The sequence below is a fragment of the Halovenus marina genome (assembly GCF_051414115.1).
In the GTDB taxonomy this organism is placed as follows: Archaea; Halobacteriota; Halobacteria; order Halobacteriales; family Haloarculaceae; genus Halovenus; species Halovenus marina.
Window position 1 is genome coordinate 2,307,677 of record NZ_JBLKNZ010000001.1, and the last position, 17,850, is coordinate 2,325,526.

General features: G+C 51.5%; 18 protein-coding genes and 2 tRNA genes. 6 read left to right on the forward strand and 14 right to left on the reverse strand.

The window, feature by feature from the left end; genetic code table 11:
- Positions 1-194: 194 nt before the first annotated feature.
- A complete protein-coding gene (locus ACMGFL_RS11815) occupies positions 195-449 on the forward strand; it encodes a hypothetical protein (protein ID WP_436935739.1) in 255 nt (84 codons plus the stop codon).
- Here the strand turns inward: ACMGFL_RS11815 and ACMGFL_RS11820 are convergent.
- The 8 genes from ACMGFL_RS11820 to ACMGFL_RS11855 form a co-directional block, all read right to left on the reverse strand.
- Positions 446-1,870, reverse strand: a complete 1,425-nt coding sequence (locus ACMGFL_RS11820) for a 7-cyano-7-deazaguanine synthase (protein ID WP_436935740.1) — start codon at positions 1,868-1,870, stop codon at positions 446-448. The two genes, ACMGFL_RS11815 and ACMGFL_RS11820, sit on opposite strands and share 4 nt — an antisense overlap.
- The gene (locus ACMGFL_RS11825) at positions 1,867-2,295 is read right to left on the reverse strand and encodes a hypothetical protein (protein WP_436935741.1); all 429 of its coding nucleotides are present in this window, start codon (positions 2,293-2,295) and stop codon (positions 1,867-1,869) included. The genes ACMGFL_RS11820 and ACMGFL_RS11825 overlap by 4 nt, the downstream gene beginning before the upstream one ends.
- A complete protein-coding gene (locus ACMGFL_RS11830; protein ID WP_436935742.1) occupies positions 2,288-2,728 on the reverse strand; it encodes a hypothetical protein in 441 nt (146 codons plus the stop codon). The genes ACMGFL_RS11825 and ACMGFL_RS11830 overlap by 8 nt, the downstream gene beginning before the upstream one ends.
- A gap of 102 nt (positions 2,729-2,830) precedes the next feature.
- The gene (locus ACMGFL_RS11835; RefSeq protein ID WP_436935743.1) at positions 2,831-6,034 is read right to left on the reverse strand and encodes a hypothetical protein; all 3,204 of its coding nucleotides are present in this window, start codon (positions 6,032-6,034) and stop codon (positions 2,831-2,833) included.
- A 168-nt stretch (positions 6,035-6,202) separates the two neighbouring features.
- Complete coding sequence (locus ACMGFL_RS11840; RefSeq protein ID WP_436935744.1) at positions 6,203-7,018, reverse strand: nucleotidyl transferase AbiEii/AbiGii toxin family protein; 816 nt, start codon at positions 7,016-7,018, stop codon at positions 6,203-6,205.
- Positions 7,018-7,626, reverse strand: coding sequence for a hypothetical protein (locus ACMGFL_RS11845; RefSeq protein ID WP_436935745.1), 609 nt, complete (start codon positions 7,624-7,626; stop codon positions 7,018-7,020). Before ACMGFL_RS11845 ends, ACMGFL_RS11840 begins: the two co-directional genes overlap by 1 nt.
- Positions 7,627-7,926: 300 nt before the next feature.
- Complete coding sequence (locus ACMGFL_RS11850) at positions 7,927-8,604, reverse strand: nucleotidyltransferase domain-containing protein (protein ID WP_436935746.1); 678 nt, start codon at positions 8,602-8,604, stop codon at positions 7,927-7,929.
- A gap of 5 nt (positions 8,605-8,609) precedes the next feature.
- Positions 8,610-9,266 carry a helix-turn-helix domain-containing protein gene (locus tag ACMGFL_RS11855; RefSeq protein WP_436935747.1) on the reverse strand — a complete coding sequence of 219 codons (657 nt, stop codon included), beginning with the start codon at positions 9,264-9,266 and terminating at the stop codon, positions 8,610-8,612.
- A gap of 146 nt (positions 9,267-9,412) precedes the next feature.
- Between ACMGFL_RS11855 and ACMGFL_RS11860 the strand changes: the two genes are divergently transcribed.
- The gene (locus ACMGFL_RS11860) at positions 9,413-10,768 is read left to right on the forward strand and encodes a twin-arginine translocation signal domain-containing protein (RefSeq protein WP_436935748.1); all 1,356 of its coding nucleotides are present in this window, start codon (positions 9,413-9,415) and stop codon (positions 10,766-10,768) included.
- Between the two features lie 21 nt (positions 10,769-10,789).
- Here ACMGFL_RS11860 and ACMGFL_RS11865 read toward each other — a convergent pair whose 3' ends face one another.
- The 5 genes from ACMGFL_RS11865 to ACMGFL_RS11885 all read right to left on the reverse strand — a co-directional run bounded on the left by ACMGFL_RS11865 (position 10,790) and on the right by ACMGFL_RS11885 (position 14,432).
- The gene (locus ACMGFL_RS11865; RefSeq protein ID WP_436935749.1) at positions 10,790-11,170 is read right to left on the reverse strand and encodes a hypothetical protein; all 381 of its coding nucleotides are present in this window, start codon (positions 11,168-11,170) and stop codon (positions 10,790-10,792) included.
- A 177-nt stretch (positions 11,171-11,347) separates the two neighbouring features.
- Entirely contained in the window at positions 11,348-12,472 is a 1,125-nt protein-coding gene (locus tag ACMGFL_RS11870; RefSeq protein ID WP_436935750.1) for a tyrosine-type recombinase/integrase, read from the reverse strand.
- Positions 12,473-12,671: 199 nt separating this feature from the next.
- Positions 12,672-12,743 (reverse strand) — tRNA-Thr (locus ACMGFL_RS11875).
- Between the two features lie 42 nt (positions 12,744-12,785).
- Entirely contained in the window at positions 12,786-13,490 is a 705-nt protein-coding gene (locus ACMGFL_RS11880) for a DUF7114 family protein (RefSeq protein WP_436935751.1), read from the reverse strand.
- Positions 13,491-13,592: 102 nt separating this feature from the next.
- Positions 13,593-14,432: an NAD+ synthase gene (locus ACMGFL_RS11885; protein WP_436935752.1), complete on the reverse strand. Its 840-nt coding sequence runs from the start codon at positions 14,430-14,432 to the stop codon at positions 13,593-13,595.
- 126 nt (positions 14,433-14,558) lie between these two features.
- Here ACMGFL_RS11885 and ACMGFL_RS11890 point away from each other — a divergent pair, with 126 nt between their 5' ends.
- From ACMGFL_RS11890 to ACMGFL_RS11905, 4 genes are all read left to right on the forward strand, one after another.
- On the forward strand, positions 14,559-14,999 hold the full coding sequence (locus ACMGFL_RS11890) for a hypothetical protein (RefSeq protein WP_436935753.1): 441 nt from the start codon (positions 14,559-14,561) through the stop codon (positions 14,997-14,999).
- A 75-nt stretch (positions 15,000-15,074) separates the two neighbouring features.
- Positions 15,075-15,145: transfer RNA gene (locus tag ACMGFL_RS11895), tRNA-Gly, on the forward strand.
- An 85-nt stretch (positions 15,146-15,230) separates the two neighbouring features.
- Positions 15,231-16,430 (forward strand): iron-containing alcohol dehydrogenase family protein, encoded by a 1,200-nt coding sequence (locus ACMGFL_RS11900; protein WP_436935754.1) that lies wholly within the window; start codon positions 15,231-15,233, stop codon positions 16,428-16,430.
- A 68-nt stretch (positions 16,431-16,498) separates the two neighbouring features.
- Positions 16,499-17,032 carry a thiol-disulfide oxidoreductase DCC family protein gene (locus ACMGFL_RS11905; protein ID WP_436935755.1) on the forward strand — a complete coding sequence of 178 codons (534 nt, stop codon included), beginning with the start codon at positions 16,499-16,501 and terminating at the stop codon, positions 17,030-17,032.
- A 60-nt stretch (positions 17,033-17,092) separates the two neighbouring features.
- Here the strand turns inward: ACMGFL_RS11905 and ACMGFL_RS11910 are convergent, their stop codons facing one another.
- Positions 17,093-17,797, reverse strand: coding sequence for an MBL fold metallo-hydrolase (locus ACMGFL_RS11910; protein WP_436935756.1), 705 nt, complete (start codon positions 17,795-17,797; stop codon positions 17,093-17,095).
- Positions 17,798-17,850: the final 53 nt, after the last annotated feature.

Sequence of the window (17,850 nt, forward strand, 5' to 3'; positions counted from 1 at the left end):
CTACCTTACCAAACTATGTGCCATAACCCAGTTATAGAAACACCGGAGAACAACTCCGTGACCAAGAACAACTCATACTCCAACAGATACAACAGGGGAACGACGACGTCCAAAAAATCACCCAGGAAACCCTGCTCGAAAACCACCACGTCGCCTACGGCTTCAAAAAATTGGAAGAACTTGGTCTCCTGAACGTGTCTAAACCGGAGGGCACAGTAGAGCGAGTAATTGACGGACAGAAACGAGTCTTCCAACACCCCAAACAAGCAGACCTGACTGAGAAAGGAGAACAGTACCTCAAAAGCATAGAACAAGAAGAATTAGACCAATACGAAGACCTGAGCCACAAAGAACTGGTAGAAAAAGTCCACGACCTCGAAAACCAGGTAGAAGAGCTAGAACAAAAATTCGAAATATTCCGAAACCAGGTTTTGGATAAGATCAATTAGCTGTCTGGGAGTAGAGTTCGGATAGTCGGGTTCTCGTGTGCTACCTCTCCAAGTGCATCAACAAAGTTCTCAGCAAAGCGATGGTGCTGTTTATATATTGACTTATCCAATAGCTCTGAATACTCGTTGGCTAATTGCTGAGGGTTGTCTTCCAGAACCCGCCTACAGAAGAATGCAATCTCAGCAATACCTTTGAAGAACACTTCGGGACTGCTCGCAGACGGATTCAATCCCTGTTCCGAAACATCGAAATCAAGAGACTGCTTCTCAAAGTCCGCCTCCAACAACGCATTATACTCTGAAAGCTCATCGAAGGAGATCTCATGGCTACTCGCGATAATCCCAATATTTCGGATCAGACAAGGGACACACAATCCGCAGTTATTCCCCTTGGCCCATCTCGAATGAGGACAAGAAACAGTCTGCTTGACTACCTCCGTATCAGGAACCATCTCTGTAATCTCTGTCTTAGTCAGATCTCGGAACGGGTTTTCAACTTCTAACGGTTGTTCCAGAACGGTTGAGAGTATCTCATTAAAGTATGCAAGGAACGGCGGGGAGACTGTACGAGTCGTCATCCAGCCATCCGAGAGGATCAAGAACCGTGCCATAATCCCATTCTCGAAACAGCGTATGTTATCCGTTCCTACGGCTAGAGCTTCAGCAACCGCGAAGCTCAAATGTAACAAGCCACGAGAAAACTGCGTATATTCTCGACTCCTATCTGAATTTATCCGATAAGCCCGGTGGTCAATACCGGCTTTATCCGCAATTTTCTCAGACTTTGACTTGACCCCTTGCCCGTAGTCCACAGTAGTATGAACAGAATCGATACTTTCTGACCTATTATAGAATATCCCTGCAGCACTATCCAATCCATCGGAAAGAAGGCTGACCGCATCTATACTGCTCAGAGTCGAAACCGATCCAACCGAAGAGACAGGCTCTGTATAATGGAACTCGTATTCTACGAGATCGTGAGTCATGTGAGAAACCATATCTGAATAGAGTTGCTCCACTTCTTCAGTCGCTAACCGAGGTGAGAGAACAGGTATCTGAAGCTTGATATTCCGGGTTTCAAGAAGACTGTCGTCAAGATCATCCTCATCGATGTACATCTCTCGATTAACAGCCTTGTCTGCGGCAAAAGTAGCAGTAGCAATTTCCAGGATATCCAGTACAACATCCGGAACTTCTCCAGAGAATGAGTCCTGGGTTATCGAGTGATCATACTTAATGTAATCCCAATCTTCAGAAGGCCTTCTTCGACTGTAATCGTGCCCCTGTGGGAACCTCGAACTCTGGTACGGAATCACCGCAATAATATCGTCGAAATCAGTCTTATCGTACTCTTGAATATCCCGGCCAGTCCTTCTACGAAACTCTGGATGACGGTATATAAAGAATTTCTGATGTTTCATTCTATCTCTTCAAGGAACTTTTCCAGTTGATTTTCCCACTCCTCAAACTTCCCGTCTATAGCCTCCTCAACACATTCTTCTACATCTTCATCATCAAGACGTTCAACATCTCCTGACTCGATCACTTCAGCGACGACTTCATCCTCCTTCAGGTCATCAACGAGGTCTCTCGCCCAGTCCTCACACCTTTGAAGCATCTGCTCCCGCTTCATTTTCAGGACTTCATCCCCCTCAGTAACATCCAGATGAAGCTGAGTCCCGATATCATCAACCTCCTCATCTTCTGATTTCAGTTCCTGCATAATAAACCGGAAAATGAACTGGCGAAAGTATACGACAAATACGCCTTCTGTACCATGTTCCTCGATAAAGTCCTGAACATTCTGCTCCGCCTTATCTTCGTTTAAGAATCCGTCCTCACTCATCGTCACTTGATCCCTCACTCATCATGGCATCCGCCCCATTTGAAAAAACCGCTCCAAGAGTATCTTTCGCAGCTTGTTCCGAGGGCGTGTTGAAATTCTTATTCGCCTCTTCAATCCCTTTACTTACTGTATCGTTTTCCGCGGCCATGGTGACCGCCTGCTGCGAAGAATCGACTACCCCACCAGCCGCCTGACTAGCAATCTGGGACTTTGCAACATCCTTGCTCGTCTCCTGAATGCCGTTCTCAATCCCATCTTCCTGCGTAGTCTGGAGTAATGTGTTCGTGTGTTTCAGACAGTTATACGCAGGGACTTTAGCCGGGCCATTCGGCTGTACCGCAAGGGCACCGGTTACAGCGATATCAACCGCTGCCTTCGTCTTATCTGACTCCAGTGCCTGGTTCATCCCTTTCTTCGCATCTTCATACCCCATACCGCTTGCACCAGAGGATCTAGACGATGCACTTCCCATTACATGTATTATAAACCTCACTTAGTCATAAATAGCTATTCTTTAGGAAACAGGATTTTGATGTCAGTCTTCCACCGTAACTATAGCCCCAAAGTGATCTGAGACATCAATCTCTGAGTAATACATAATCTGCAGCCACACGGACTGCAGACGGTCTCTGATATCCTCTTCGCTCATTTGTTCAAACTCTTCAGGATCTTCTTCCTCCAGCATCTCACGAGTGACTTTCTCTATATCAACGTAGACTGGCTGGTTCTCACGCTGATATTCCTTAATCTCCACAGGCTGGTTTTCTCCAGCCAAAACGAAAACATCGAAATCATGTCCGGAATCACGATAAGCAGGGACAAGATTGGAACCACCGAAGTCGAAACCTCCGAAATCGTCTTCGTACCTACTGAAGTCTTCGTCAAAGTATTCACTATGGGTTAGAGTATTGGAAGTTCTAAACCCAGAGACAACTATCGCTTTTGGTTCTTTCCCTTGCTCAGATAACTCCGAACAGGTCTCTCTCAACCTCTGAACAAGTTGATCTTGCGACTCTACTCGAACCTCCGTAAGATGTTCTCCCGTGTTCTCTATCCAACGCTCTACAATAGAACGGACATGGTTTTGCGTCTCTCGATCCAGATTGTGGAGGAATTCCGCGGGGGGATCAGAAATGAACGCACCCTTCGGATAGAACGTATTGAAACCAAACCCTTCCACATCGCCGTCATAGTCGAGGGATTCAAACCATCCCAGATCATCGAAGACATTCCTAAGAGAAAACTTATCTTCAAAACCTTCAACATAGCTCTGTTTGAAGTTAGAAACCTTCTGTGGGTCTAAATCAGATTCGATGATGTAATCCTCTTCTCTTCTCTCAATAATCTCCTCCATCTGACGGTGGAGAGCCAAGAACACCTTTTTCTTCTCCTCCAACCTCTCCAGTGTCATCTGCGAGATATCCAGCTTTTCCAAATCCTCTCTAGAAACGGACTCAATCTCTTCGGTAAGATCAGGATAACTGGTTCTATCTATCTCGATATTTGACAGAGGGTTCTTATCTTCGTCCAGATCATCAACATCGTACTTATCCGGATCTAAATACAGCAGGCCCATCGCACAGAAAAACTCCTGCAACCAAGTATAAACCGCAGGTTGACTCATTCGAGCACCTCTAAAAATATCTATGTCGTCGAATTCCCACTGCAACAAGTCAAGACGAACGTCCTGAACCATCCCGAAATAGACAGAAGATAGCTTCTGGAAGCTCGAATACTCCTGACGGATTGATTCCTCAAACATCTCCTGGAACACCTCCTCAGAGAGATCCTCATTCAACATTGCCTGATAGGCAGCTGCGGCAGAAATAAATCGCATCTCCCGAAACCTGTCTTGAAGATCTTCTACTGTCTGCTGCTTTTGTTCCCTTACCTCTAACTCTTTTTTATACCGGTTCCGTTCTTCCTCGGTATCGGCGTTCTCAAGCTGTCTTTCCAGTTCAAAGATCTTACGTTCCGGGTTTACAGTTATGAAAGCGTCTTCCCCGAGCTTCCACAACTTGTTGAATGACTCCGCATCCGCCTGTTCTATCGTGTGCCGGAAAGTCTTTTCAAGAACATCATAATAGCTATCAAGGTCTGTGATAGCGGTTTCAACATCCTCTTCAGAATGGGCTCGGTCGAGGGACGCAACTAATTGTGTTTGAAGATCCTGTAGAGATGAAAGATGGTCGTGAACCGCTTCCTCGTTTTCTTCGCTACTCGATGCAAGAGCACGGTAAAAACCGCCATACAATCCGATAAAATCGTCAAACAGGTTGACTTCGCCTTGACGGTGAAAACTAATGCAAACACCGTATATTTCAGATCCGACCGCGGTAATTAAGTCGAAGTTCCCGGTGTCAGCCGCTGCTTCAAAGATATGGTAAAACTTCCTACGAACCCTTCTCACCATTAAACGGATTGGAGAAGGAGTACCTCTGAAATTGGAAGCAGCCCAGTGAACGGAGTCTTGACCTCCATCTGTTATCCCTGCTGAAGCATCAGGTTCAACCGTGACAATCTGCCGATTCAACTCTGTGGCATACTCAAGAAGCTCAGTATACAATCCGAGGAAAGTCCTTAATCCAGAAGAATTTGATCTTCTGATCGCCGCCCGGCTAGAGTCATCGATCTGATCCATATTGTTGTTAATCATTTTTTCACCGGTCTTCCACGGCGGGTCAGAACTACAATAGATTGCATCGGATACTCTCTCACCGAACTCATCCGAAACCTCCAACGGGTCGATTCTATCAACGTCGACCGAGACTACGTCCATTTCAGGACTTAACTCGTCTCCGAGACCCAAATTCAAGTTTAAAATATTCTCTCCATTACTCCCCAACCGTCTCTTTTCTTCACGACAGGCCCGCCTCAAAGCATTAAGATCAATATCTGAAACGTAACCATCCAAACCCAGATCCCGTGCTGAAAAAACACGTCCTTCTCTATTCAACCCTGTCGTGGCAACTTCCGGCAATCCGTCTTCAAGATACCCATTTGAAATTCTTTCCCTCCTTTTGTCCCGCAGCTGGAAGTCAAGTCCTCTCTTAACCAAATCGAGTGTAAACTCGTCGAGCGGGTCGTCGAAAACCAGCTTAGCAACCCTGTAGTACACGTATCCTATGGTGACGACTGTTCCAAGGAATACGAAGAAAGTAACATCGATCAAGAGAGGATGAATGGCTTTCGGTGACTGGTAGAAATACAAGTAAGCGACAATTCCTGACGAAAATAGTGAGAAGTAGAGAACCGGCATCACACGAGAGGCTGCTAAAAACTTCTGGACAACACCTTCTTGATATCTACTTCGGTATATCTGGTCTAAGAGGAAAATCAAAACAATAAAGCTTAGACTTGTAATCGTCAGCTGGGCCTGCCAACCGGTCTCAATCAGATTGTTGCTGAATGAATTCGTTGATGGGAGGTCTAGGATAGCCAGTGCAAACACTATGCCGAATCCCAGTAAGAGTGCCCAAGGAAAGCTCCAGTATGTCCAGAGTGATTCTTTACGAGCCAGATAAAGGTTCTTTAGGAAAAAGCTCCAGCTATTATTTTTAATTTCCTTTCCGATCATCTTAAGCCTAAGAGAGCCTCTTCGAACCATGAGCCAAGGATTTCTTTCGAGAAAAGACCTAAACTTCGGCAATATAAGCGAAACAAAAGCTAGCAGTGCAGAAAATACAACTACGAAACCCGCTGCCAGTGTCCAACCGTCTATACCGGCCAAGCCAACCATTAGTCGTCTTTCAAATCCCGATATATAAATAATTCAGCGTTACAGTGATACCTCAATCCCACTAGTTCCAAACCAGTTATAGTACCTGTGAAGACATTTGATCCGCTTAATTAAATCCCATTATTTCCAGGACACGGATGGATTCGTTGGCTAAATTCCTCCCTGTTTTTATTGGTATAGTTGCTGAATTGAGTCTGTGATTAGTTCGGGTTCGATCTGTAGTAGTTGTGCGGCGTTTTGGAACACATTTTGGTCGACTGCCTCTTTCAGACGTTCCAAGTCGGTTTCTGAGGTATGGGCTGTGGCTTCGGACTTCATTTCGCGGTAGTCTTTGACGTACCAGAGCAGTGAATGAAGGTCGGCGATATCTTTCACTCGTTTGTGGCTTTTATCTCTGTCAGGAAGTGAGCGGATTTTCATCGCTGCAAGTAGCTCCGGTGGAACAATCTGCACATCGCTTGGCACCTGCCACGAAACATGCTCTGAAAGAGGCTGGCCTCTGTCCTGTTCAAACACAGGCTTCAGTAGTGGTTCGGATGGCGGCCTGAATCCGAATACGTCCTCGAACGCGTCTAACTGGTCTGTATCCGGGATGACGTCAACATAGACTTGGAATATCTCGTGCATATCATATTCACGGGCTTCTTCCTCGCTGATTCTCTCCTGTGTGTCCCGGCGGAAGTTCTGAACGAATCCGAATCGGCTTTCCGTATAGCCTCGCTCCTGAATCCGTGTCAGTGAGTTGCCGACCGGCTTTTCAAGAAACCCGTCAGGCCTCCAATCCGGGTCAACGTGGACACCGATATCAATGTCTCGGGAACCGATATACTGGCGTCCATGCTCGGCTTGAAACCCAGGGTTTACGTGGAGATGGACTGCCCATCCTCCGAGCAGACAGACCGGGGGTTCTGCTGCGGTGCAGATTGACTGTAACTCCTGTTCGGAGAGTTCGGTTATCTGCGGGACGTAGTACTGTCTCACCATTACTGTTCACCGTGAAACGAGTCGATAAGTTTTGCTGCGGCTTCACTGCATGGCCCGCCTTCATCCAGTAAGTCGAGAATCAGTTGCGGGATCGAGACCGTACTAAAACCATCTACGACTTGTTGATTGTAGAAGACGTGGTCGTCAAGCACCCGTATCCGGGTGTTTCCGCCTCCCAGTAATGCTTTTTCCTGGACAACCTCCAGCCAGTCATCAATCTGTCCGGGACGGACGTAGAAATCCGTTGTCGAAGTGAACAGAAGGCCTTGATGCAGATTTTCCGCTTCATACGTCGTCAAAACATATTCCAAGCCGGTTTCATCCAATAACTCCATCGGCTGTTGAAGTGATATATCCAGATGATTCGGTTGAATCCGCATATCCAACCACTCTTGGTACAGTTTGCTGGGATTGGTGACAACGGTGTTTTCGATCAAGCCCTTATCTTCAAGTTGGTTGATGTACTGTCGTGTCCAGGAATCAGAAGCATCGGCACGTTGAGCCAATTTGTATTTGGTTAGGTCTTCGCCTGAATGATTCAACAAGGCACGGATAATCCGCTCCTTATTGAACCCGCGTTTCCGGTCAGGCGTCTCAAGCAACCCCATAGTACAGTGGTAATCTCCAACACTTAAATACTTAACCAACCGGTTGGTAAATAGCACTACTTATATATCCAACCAACCCCCGTGCAAAAAGAACACCCAATTTTTTGGAAAACAAAAATATACGTGAACTCGGATACTCAGCCAGAGACGACTCTACGCTGCAAGAAATCCCTTTCTACGAGTTAGACCCTGGAACTTATTTCCTTGATGGACTGCTGTGTATACGCACTGTCCCTGTGCTTTACTCCAAGTATGCAGACCTCGGCAAAGATCGTAGAGGACTCGATGGTCTTTTGATTGTTATCCTGTCTGTTGTTGTATGAATTGTTGGAGTTTCTGTATCTGGTTTTCGGGCAGGTTTTGCTGTGAGAATACGCCTTTGAATGAGTCTTCGAATTGACTGTCTGATATGGTTTGTTGGATGTTTTCCAGGATGTCTCTGAGTTTTTCTTGGTTTCCTCGTTGAATGTGTTTCTCTACTTCTCTTAGATCCGTGTTCTCAATTAATGCGACGGCGTCTCTTGCGTCGGTGAGGCGGCCACTGTGAAGTTTGACTGCTGTCAGCAATTCCTTTGTAGGTACCTGGACTTGCACTGTTTTTTCGGAGCCTTCTATCTCTTTTTGCTCTGAGTGTTTCTGGAAATACCGGTAGTTCCATGAGGCGTCGGTTTGTCGGCACTGGAATTCGTCTACAAGTAAATCGATTGTAACAGGGAGCTCAGTGTTTTTAACGTAGGCCAGGTACCGGCCGCTGTAGACAAGGTCTTTCTCGGATTCTTTCTCAAATCCTTGTTCCTCCAGTACAGTTGTGAACTCCTCTACGTCTTTTTGCTTGATTACGAGGTCGGCGTCAACAGAGAACCGGTGTTGGTATGCGGAGACACCGTAGCCGCCGACAACTACAAAATCAAGTCCTTCATCTTGGAAACGCTGCAGTACCTCGAAAATCTGGTTTTCTCTATCGATAAATCCGCTCATCTCTGCTACATCACGTTCCGTTCCCTGTACTCTACACCGAGGTTTAACTCGTACATTTCATCCAACATTTCTAATGCGGGCTGGAAGTTTGCCTTGTACTCTTCGGCCCAGTCCACCGTCTCATTCAACGGAGTTACTGACGCACTCTCCACCCGGTCGATCTTCATCTCGCTCTGCGGATATAACACGAAGTGGATTCCTTCTGCGTTCCTTCGTTCACCGATACCGGTGTTGATACCGAAGCTTTGGAAGAACTCTTCCCACTGTTCAACGTCGTCTTCGTAGACATCGATAAATATCGGATAATCACTCTTGTTACGGCCGATCTGGTAGCCTCCCTTCGTCCAGATGTATACGGCGTCCGTCTTCGAGTACCGGTACTGCATTCCTGCAAAGTTCGGTAACAGGTACGCCTCGGACAAATCCAAGTCCCGCTTCAAAACGGTTCGGGCAACCTGTTCAAAAGAATCGACAAACGCCTCATCGACAACTTGGACTCCATCTTCTCTTTCCAAGACACCGGCTTCCTCCAAACGATTCACCCATTCATAGGTGTAACTGTAGGAAGAATCAATTTTCTCGGAGATACGGTTGATTGAATCACCGTCCTCCACCGCCAACAATATCTTGGCAACATGCCGATTCACAAAATCCAAACCCATACTATCTATATAGCGATAACCATTTAAAAGTCTTATCGATAAAAAGATAACCACGATGACCAAGGAGAAACAAATCCTCTACAACATGGTACTATAAGAAATTGAATGACTAACTAATTAGTAATAACAGCGGCTTGGTTTGTATAATGAACGAGGACAACACAGGTCTAAATCGGAGGAAGTTTTTGAAGGCTGGTGGAGCAGCCGCAGCAACCGTATTGGCAGGATGTTCTAGTGATGGAGACAGCGGTTCGGACACACCAACAGCGACAGATACACCGAGTGATGGTTCTACTCCTACTTCTACACCGCCCGGTTCTACGCCGACTCCTACTGATACGCCTGATTATGATATGGAGATTGATCCGGCGTTCAGTATTGTGAACGACCCGGTTATCAAAGAGCCTGTGAAGTTCGATGCTTCAAGTACAGAAGTCTTGAAGGATGGGGAATCGGTTTCACCGGACGAAGCACAGTACCTGTGGAAGATAGCAGGGACTGAATACGAAGGACTGCAGACGCAACACGACTTCGACCAGATCGGAAACTACACCGCCGAACTCACAGCAAAACACCCACAATCAAACGCAGACGTCACCGTCGAAGAAGAATTCTCCGTCCTCTGGGACAACACCGAACAACGACTCGAACACCTCGAAACAGCACCCACACCCGAACAAGTCCAAGGACCAGACCGACTAGGCCAAACAATCTGGGGCTTCAGAGACCAAGACATGATAACACAAATAATACCAGAAAAAACACTCGAAAAGCGAAGAAGATCATATAAGGCGATAGAACCATTTAGCAGCTTCGCACCATTAGATCAAATAATCTATTCTGGAGAATCAGGTTCTGGAGAACAATTCAAGGTAAAGAATCTTGATCAGGTTGTTGATGAGATTGAATCAGACATGGATCAAGTTGACACTATAGGTGGAGAAATACCGGTCTATAAAGCAGAACTAACTCCAGAAAATCCTGTAGCAGATTTCTTCGAACAACCAAGAATGACCTATGCAGCAGTAGATAAAGATAGAGAAATAATAAACATGGCTGTTCTTGGAGATGTAGAGAAAAAAACACAGGTGTTCGGTAGAACTGCATTAGGACTAGATGAGAACATAAAAGAAGACATAAGTGACTATATTGACTCCGAACTGTTTAAAAGAAACGGCAGAATAATGGATTCTGCTGGAACTACTTTAAATCCATATAGAGGATTATCTGAAGAATTGGGAGAAATAGTTAATCCTGTCACCACTACCGATCCTGAGCATGAACATGTGAAATATCTTGGTTTCGGTGTAGCACCTGTGTTCTATGGGTCGGAGGAAGGATTACATCAGATAGTTAATGGGCCATACGGAGACGAAGAGCTAATAGAGCAAACTGTTGAAGATGCAAGAGGCAAAGACGGTGAAAGCTCATTCGAAGACATCTACACCGATCCTGTTAAGATTGAGAGAGAATTGGATGACCTGAATGCTTTTGATATCTAAAATAGATCTAAATGAATCGTTTCAACCTGTTATGCTTATTTTGAAGCTTTGGGATGGGTTTGTTCCCCAATCGTTTTCTTTGGTGGATACGTCGATTGGTACAATGCATCGGACTGTGTTTCCTGGGCATTCTATGTTTGGCATGTCGTTTTTTGAGATGTAGTCTGCGTTCATGTCCGGAAAGCCGAGAGGGTTGTCATTCCAAAGTTCGCTTTCAAACACATCCCCAGTAACTCCTTGGACACCATCCTCCTCATGATACGCAATAAACCCATTTCCTTCACCATTTGGCCCGTCAGCATCGGCAACATGTGACTCAGTTCGGTGTGCTTCGAAATAGCTTGAATCTGTACGTCGATAGGATTTTTTCTCCACAAGCTCTGATTGGGAGGAAACCAGCACCGGGAGGATACAGGTCAGAAACAGCCTCAGAAGACACAGCCAGTCCCTCTGAAAATCAGGCTTGAAACAGGTTACAACTCGTTTACCCGGGTTAGACAGACAGGTTTGAATCAGGTTCTAAACGGTGAACGACTTACTGCCGTACCAAGAAAAGAATAGAGAAAAAAGAGGGTGTTTTTAGTCGATGTTGTTGACTGCGTCCTGCTGCCGAGCCGTCGAACTATGCTCGTACTTCTCAGTTGTCCTCTTCGACTTGTGACGGCACTGCTGTGCAGCCACGGCCAAACCCTCTTCCTCAGCTACGTAAGTCGCCGTACTATGCCTAATCGAGTAAGGCGTAAGATCCCGGTTCTCCAAATCCAAGTTAGCCTCCCTAGCAATCTTCCGGAACACATCCCTAAACGAATCCTTATCATACCGATTACCGTACATCGTCAACCACAACGCATCCCGGCCATCATACTTCTCCCGCGTCTCCCGCTCATCCAACCACCGCTTCAAGATCTGACTAGTCTCCTCCTTCAACGCAACAATCCAATTCTCCCGATTCTTACTGCTCTCCTCCCGAGGAATACGAAGCACACCATTCTCCGTATCCACCCACTGAACAGTCGAACGCTTAACCTCAATAGGACGCAAACCCGCATCCAACGCAACATAAATCAGCGACGTATACTTAAACGAATTCGCCTTCTCCCAATCCCTCATCGAAACCTCATCCTTCGGCTTCTGAAGCCTCTGAGAAAGATACGTCTTCCACCTCTCACGCTCCCCAGGACTCACACTGTTATAATGAGGCACCGACCCATACTCCATAGCAGCCCTCCTCAACTTACGACGATCATCCCTCGTCAAATAATCCCGAGGACTATAAGTCGTAGACGGATCACTATACTCAATCACAGGCTCCCACTCCACATCCTTACCCCGAGCCACACGCTTCCACTTAAACAACGACCTACAAGCCTTCTGATAATGACACTTCGTACTCTCCTTCATCTCCTCCGAAGCCAAAAACCGCATCCAATCATCCGCATCATCCACCGACAAATCCTGCACATACCGCCCCCTCTTGTCCCAAACAAAACGATAAAACAGATCAAGCCGATTCATCCTGTTTTTAGCTGTACTATGGCTATAACCCTCAGCCTTATCCGGATTCTTACCCAACGAAAGCATCCACTCCACCAACTCACGGCGATGCTCCCGATACGTAACCTCCTGCCTCGGATTTAAATACTCCTGTGCATCCTCAGAAACGAGGACAATACCGTTGTACTTGTTCTCATCATCGTATGTCATACAAAACCACCCTCACATCTAGAAACTAGAACTAGACACCACAAAACCTTAAAAATATACTGTAGTATGCCTGACTGTTCTCCAAAACCGCATGACTGCACCAGGGTACCCGAACAAACACCGGGTACTCGTCCTTGCATGGTGTACATTCTTTCACCGACGAAGAACCCGGTAACTACCGGAAAGAACAGGGAAAGAGAGCCTAGGCCGGAATTTGAATCCGGGGTCTCGTCCTTACCAAGGACGCGCTTTACCGCTAAGCTACCCAGGCGCACCCGGAGGTAGCCGGGAAACCTCTTTAGGGGTTTCGATTTCAGTCGTCGATCGACGACCGAACGCCCTCGGGGGGACTCTCCCCGGCGAGGGTGTCGAGTCGGTCGCGGATGTCGCCGGGAAAGAGCGTCACCGAGTCGGGGAAGCCAGCCGCACCGTCGGGAAGCGTGCCTGCCAGGTCGGCGGCGAACTCCCGGAACTGCGGCATGACTGGGCCGCCGACGGTCGCACCGGTGACGACAGCCAGTTCGAGTACGTCCGCCTCCAGATTCCGGTCGAGATCAGTCTTCACTGTCTCGTCGAGATCCGTCTGGTCCATCTCCTGTCGGACGGTCTGGTCGCGACCGAACGCTCGAACGGTCTCGACTGCCCGGTTGGCGCCCTCGGTACGTGCGAGGAGATAGAACCCGCGGGCCACCAGCACGTCCGCAGCCAGAATCTGCATGTCGGCGTCGTCGCGGTCACTCCAGGGCTGTCCGTGGACAAGCCGCCGAGTGAGTCTGAGTCCGTCGTAGATGAGTTGAACACCGGCCGCACGCTCGCGGATTCCGTCGGGCGGTGACTCATCAGTGGCAGGTCCGGACATCGGGATTTCAGTCATCGCACGGGCACTCAGAAGCGTCAGGACGCCGGGAACCATCGACCCAGTTTCGAGTTCCGTTCGAATCGTCTCACGGAGAGCCGCTGGCTCGACGGCGTCGACAGCATCGAATGCGGTCTGTCTGACCGCAGCGACCTCGTCCATCACCCGTTTGTAGGGATGCAAAAGGCAAAGACCTTTGGAAACGCGAGCAGGCGAGTGCGCTCGGCGGTCACGGACACCCGGTCGGTTCCAGACAGCATCGGCTCAGTACAGCGGTGCTGGGCCGGGTGGTGCCTGCCGTTTGTGGGCGCTTCGCTCGTGCATCGCCCGCACGTCCTCGACGAGTGATTCGTCGATACCGAGTTCGCGGGCGGTCGCACTCACCGAGAGTGGACCGTCGACGTGAAGCGCGAGGATGGAATCGAGCGTGTCGTAGCCGAGTCCGAGTTCGTCCTCGTCGGTCTGGTCGGCCCACAGCTCCGCACTCGGTGTCTTTTCGACCAGGTCATCGGGAACGCCGACGTAGCTGGCGAGTTGGCGCACTTGCTGTTTGTAGAGGTTGGCGATCGGGTGACAGTCGACTGCGCCGTCGCCGTACTTCGTGAAGTAGCCCACCGCGGCCTCGCTGCGGTTGCCTGTTCCGAACACGATCCCGTTGCGGTGGTTGGCTGCGACGTAGTTGAGGACCGCTCGCATGCGAGCGCGGAGGTTGCCAGCCGTGACGTGATACTGCTCGCGTTCGCTGGCGTCGAAGCCGGGATAGGCATCGAGAACCGCCGTCGCGAGCGGTTCGATCTCGATAACGTCGAACTCGATGCCGAGCAACTCGGCTGCGACACGTTCGGCGTCGGACATGTTCTGCGCGCGGTTGACCTCGCTTGGAAGGACGAGTCCATACACGCTGTCTGCCCCGAGCGCCTCGACGGCCAGATGTGACGTGAGCGTGCTGTCGATCCCACCCGAGAGCGCGATCACAGCGGTCTCCGCACCGGATTGGTCGTACTGTGACTGGATGAACGACGTGATGTGGTCGCGCCGCTGTTCGAGTTCGGTCTCCGAAAGTGACAGATCCAGCGTCCGTGCCTCGTTCTCGATTGCTGGCATGATCGTGAGTTGGACTGAACGGACAAGTAAGTCCGGACTAGGCGAACTGAACTGGACGGTCGGTCACTTCCGGGCGTCTCGACTCCGGACACTGTACATAAGTGTCAGTCGCTCGAACCACGACGCATGACCGATCTTGATGTGTACGACCACGTTCGATTGACCGGGACCGACCACCCGGATGGGGTCTATCGCGTCGTCGGGGTCCGCGACGCGGAAGTGACGGTTCTTAGAGTCGGAGACGCCGACGGCCAGCGCGTCCACAGCGGCGAACTCGGGACACTCGGCGTCGACGAACTCGAAGCCGCTACGTCGGCCCCAAATCCAGACGGGAACCGCCCGCTCAGAGCGACGGTTCGGGCGGCGCTGACGATGCCATACTGGGTCGGTCGGGCCTTCGTGCAGCAACTTCTGGCACGCCCAGGCCTGTCTGCGCTTGCAGTGAGTCTCGTGCTGGTCGGTGTGGTCGGCGGGCAGACCGGGCAGATACCGGGTGGGATCGAAAGCGGGATGATTCTCGTCGGCGGGCTTGCGCTCGCGTATCTCGGGAGCGGTCGGTCGTCGTGACGCACATCCGGTCGAGTGGTGTGAGACGGATCGAAGGATAAGAACCATATAGCCGGATCGGGTAGACACGTCCGGGCGTGGTTGGTCTAGTGGTAGGACAGCAGCCTCCCACGCTGCTTGCCCGGGTTCAAATCCCGGACCACGCATCCGCTTTTGATGGGTATGAGACCCGCTCGTTAGTGAGAGTGGCCAGCAGTTTGCTTTTGCCGACAGCGCACAAACGAGACGGTGATGGAGGACACAGAGCGGTTCCGGTTCGCCTACGACCCGGGAGTCATCCGATTTGGTGAGCAGTCGGTCGAGGCGCTGGGTGAAGAACTGACAGCACTTGGCTGTTCGGGCGCACTCGTGGTCTGTGGTGAGACGGTCGGGTCGACACCCGCCGTCATCGATCCAGTCCGGAACGGTCTCGGAGCGCGACTCGCAGGCGTCTTCGACCGGACGACACCCGAAAAGCGTCTGGAGACGGCCGCCGAGGCGGCGGCGCAGTTTCACCAGACTGGGGCTGATGCCTTCGTCGCACTAGGGGGCGGGAGCAGCATCGACGTTGCGAAGGTCGCAAGCGTCATCGCGAGCGGCGACCGTGACCCGTCGAAACTGGGCGCGCAACTCGAATCGACGGGTCGAATCACGATTTCAGCAGGGGAATTGCCGCCCGTGCTGGCCGTGCCGACGACACTCGCTGGGGCGGACTTCTCTCAGCTTGCGGGGATAACGGCATCGGCCGCGTCCGGACTGGTGTCGGAGGATGTCAGCGGCGGGCTCAGTGACCCACGACTGATGCCCGCAGCGGCGTTGTACGACCCGGCGCTCGTTCGGACGACACCACAGTCTGTGCTCTCGGCGTCCGCGATGAACGGCTTCGACAAGGGCATCGAGACGCTCTATGCCCGCTCGCGGACGCCGATCACCGACGCGACGGCACTCCGGGGGCTCGGACTGCTCGTCGAGGGGTTGCCGACACTCGCGAGCGAACGCGAGCGCTGGGACCTCGATTCGATACTCCGCGGCCTCGTTCTGGTGCAGTATGGCATCTCGCGGCCCGACGGGACGACGCTCTCGCTCGTTCATGCGCTGGGGCACGGGGTCAAATCCCACGCGGACGTCCACCAGGGTGTCGCTCACGCCGTACTCGCGCCGCACGCACTCGCGTACCTCTTCGAGCGCGTTGACGGACAACGAGAACTGCTCGCCGAAGCGCTGAACGTCCCGGCAGCGACGGACCCAGCACAGGGAACGATCACCGCCGTCGAGTCGGTTCGCGACTCACTGGGGTTGCCGTCCAGGCTCCGGGACATCGATGGGATCGACCGCTCGACGTTCGACGCCATCGCGCAGACGACGGTCGACGACGCGTTGATCGAGAACGTTCCTCCGGGACTGGATCCGGAGCGGTCGGAGCTTCGGACCGTTCTCGAAGCTGCCTGGTGAGTGACGACGGTGCACGGGAAGCACACTGCTGGGAAACGCTCAACAGCCACGGCCACGTAGCGTCAGTAATGACAGCCGACGCGTCCGACGACCACTCCGCTGTCCCCGACGACAGTCCTACTGTCCCCGACGACGGTCCTACTGTCCCTGAGGATCGTCCGGTCGTCCTGTTCGATGGTGTGTGCAATCTCTGTACGGGGGCAGTGACCTTTCTCATTCGGCGTGATCCGGAGGCAGTGTTCCGGTTCGCACCGCTCCAGTCCGAAGTCGGGAAGCGACTCGCCGCGGAGTACGACGTTCCAACCGAAGATCTCGAAACCGTCGCGCTGGTCGAGAACGGGCGCTGTTACACCAAATCGAGCGCAGCGCTTCGGGCCGCGCACCATCTCGGCGGACTCTACCATCTGCTTCTTGTCTTCTGGCTCGTCCCGAAGATGGTCCGGGACTGGGTGTACGACGTGGTTGCCAGCCACCGCTACGAGTGGTTCGGCAAGCGCGAGGCCTGTCTGATGCCGACCGATGACATCCGCGACCGCTTTCTCTCGGGTGGCCCCTCACCCGGTCCAAACGAATCACGGACCGACACTGGGGCCGAACCCTGACGCTGGGTGCGGCGCGTCAGTGAGTGGTGGGGGGTGTGTCAGCGAACAGCAGAGAGTGTGTCAGCGACTGTCCGAGAGCGTCTCAGCAAACGCCCGCAATCGGCTCCGTCCGTCGGAAGCAATCGGTGTGCCGTGGCCGGGACAGGCAATCTCAAATGGGGGAGCACGGTCGACGAACTCCCGCAACGACTGGTCGGCCTGCGCGCGGTCGTACTGAAAGACCGTCGGAACGCGCTGGAACTCGCCGTCGACAGTCCGAACCAGATCACCGAGGAAGGCGACGGAGTGTCGTTCGCTGACGTACACCATGTGACCGGGCGAGTGGCCCGGCGTCGCGTAGGCGGTCAACCCACCGACAGTGTCCCCATCTGTGAGTGTCTCGACAGTGACATCGGGCGTCGTCCGGAGGACGTCGAGCGCGCGCTGGATCGTCCCCTTTCGGTTCCACGGCGGGCGCTCGTTGCGGGTGAGAAAGGCGGCGTCGGGACTCCCGGCAAACACAGTCGCATCCAGCCCATCCAGACGAGAGAGTGCTCCGACGTGGTCGATGTCGTAGTGTGTGAGCACGACGTGATCGACCGCAGCGAGCGGCGTGTCAGCGGAAACACGGCTGCCGGTAACGGCGGCAACGGCGCGCTCGAGTCGGCCAGCGTGCCAGGTCATCCCGGCGTCGACGAGTGTGAGTGATCCCTCCTCACGGAACAGATAGGCGTTGACACCCTGAAAGTCACACCACCAGACGTGCGCTGAGAGCCGGGTCGCCATGACTCGACAGACGCGACACAGCACATTCAATCCCCGGTTCGGCAAATCACGCC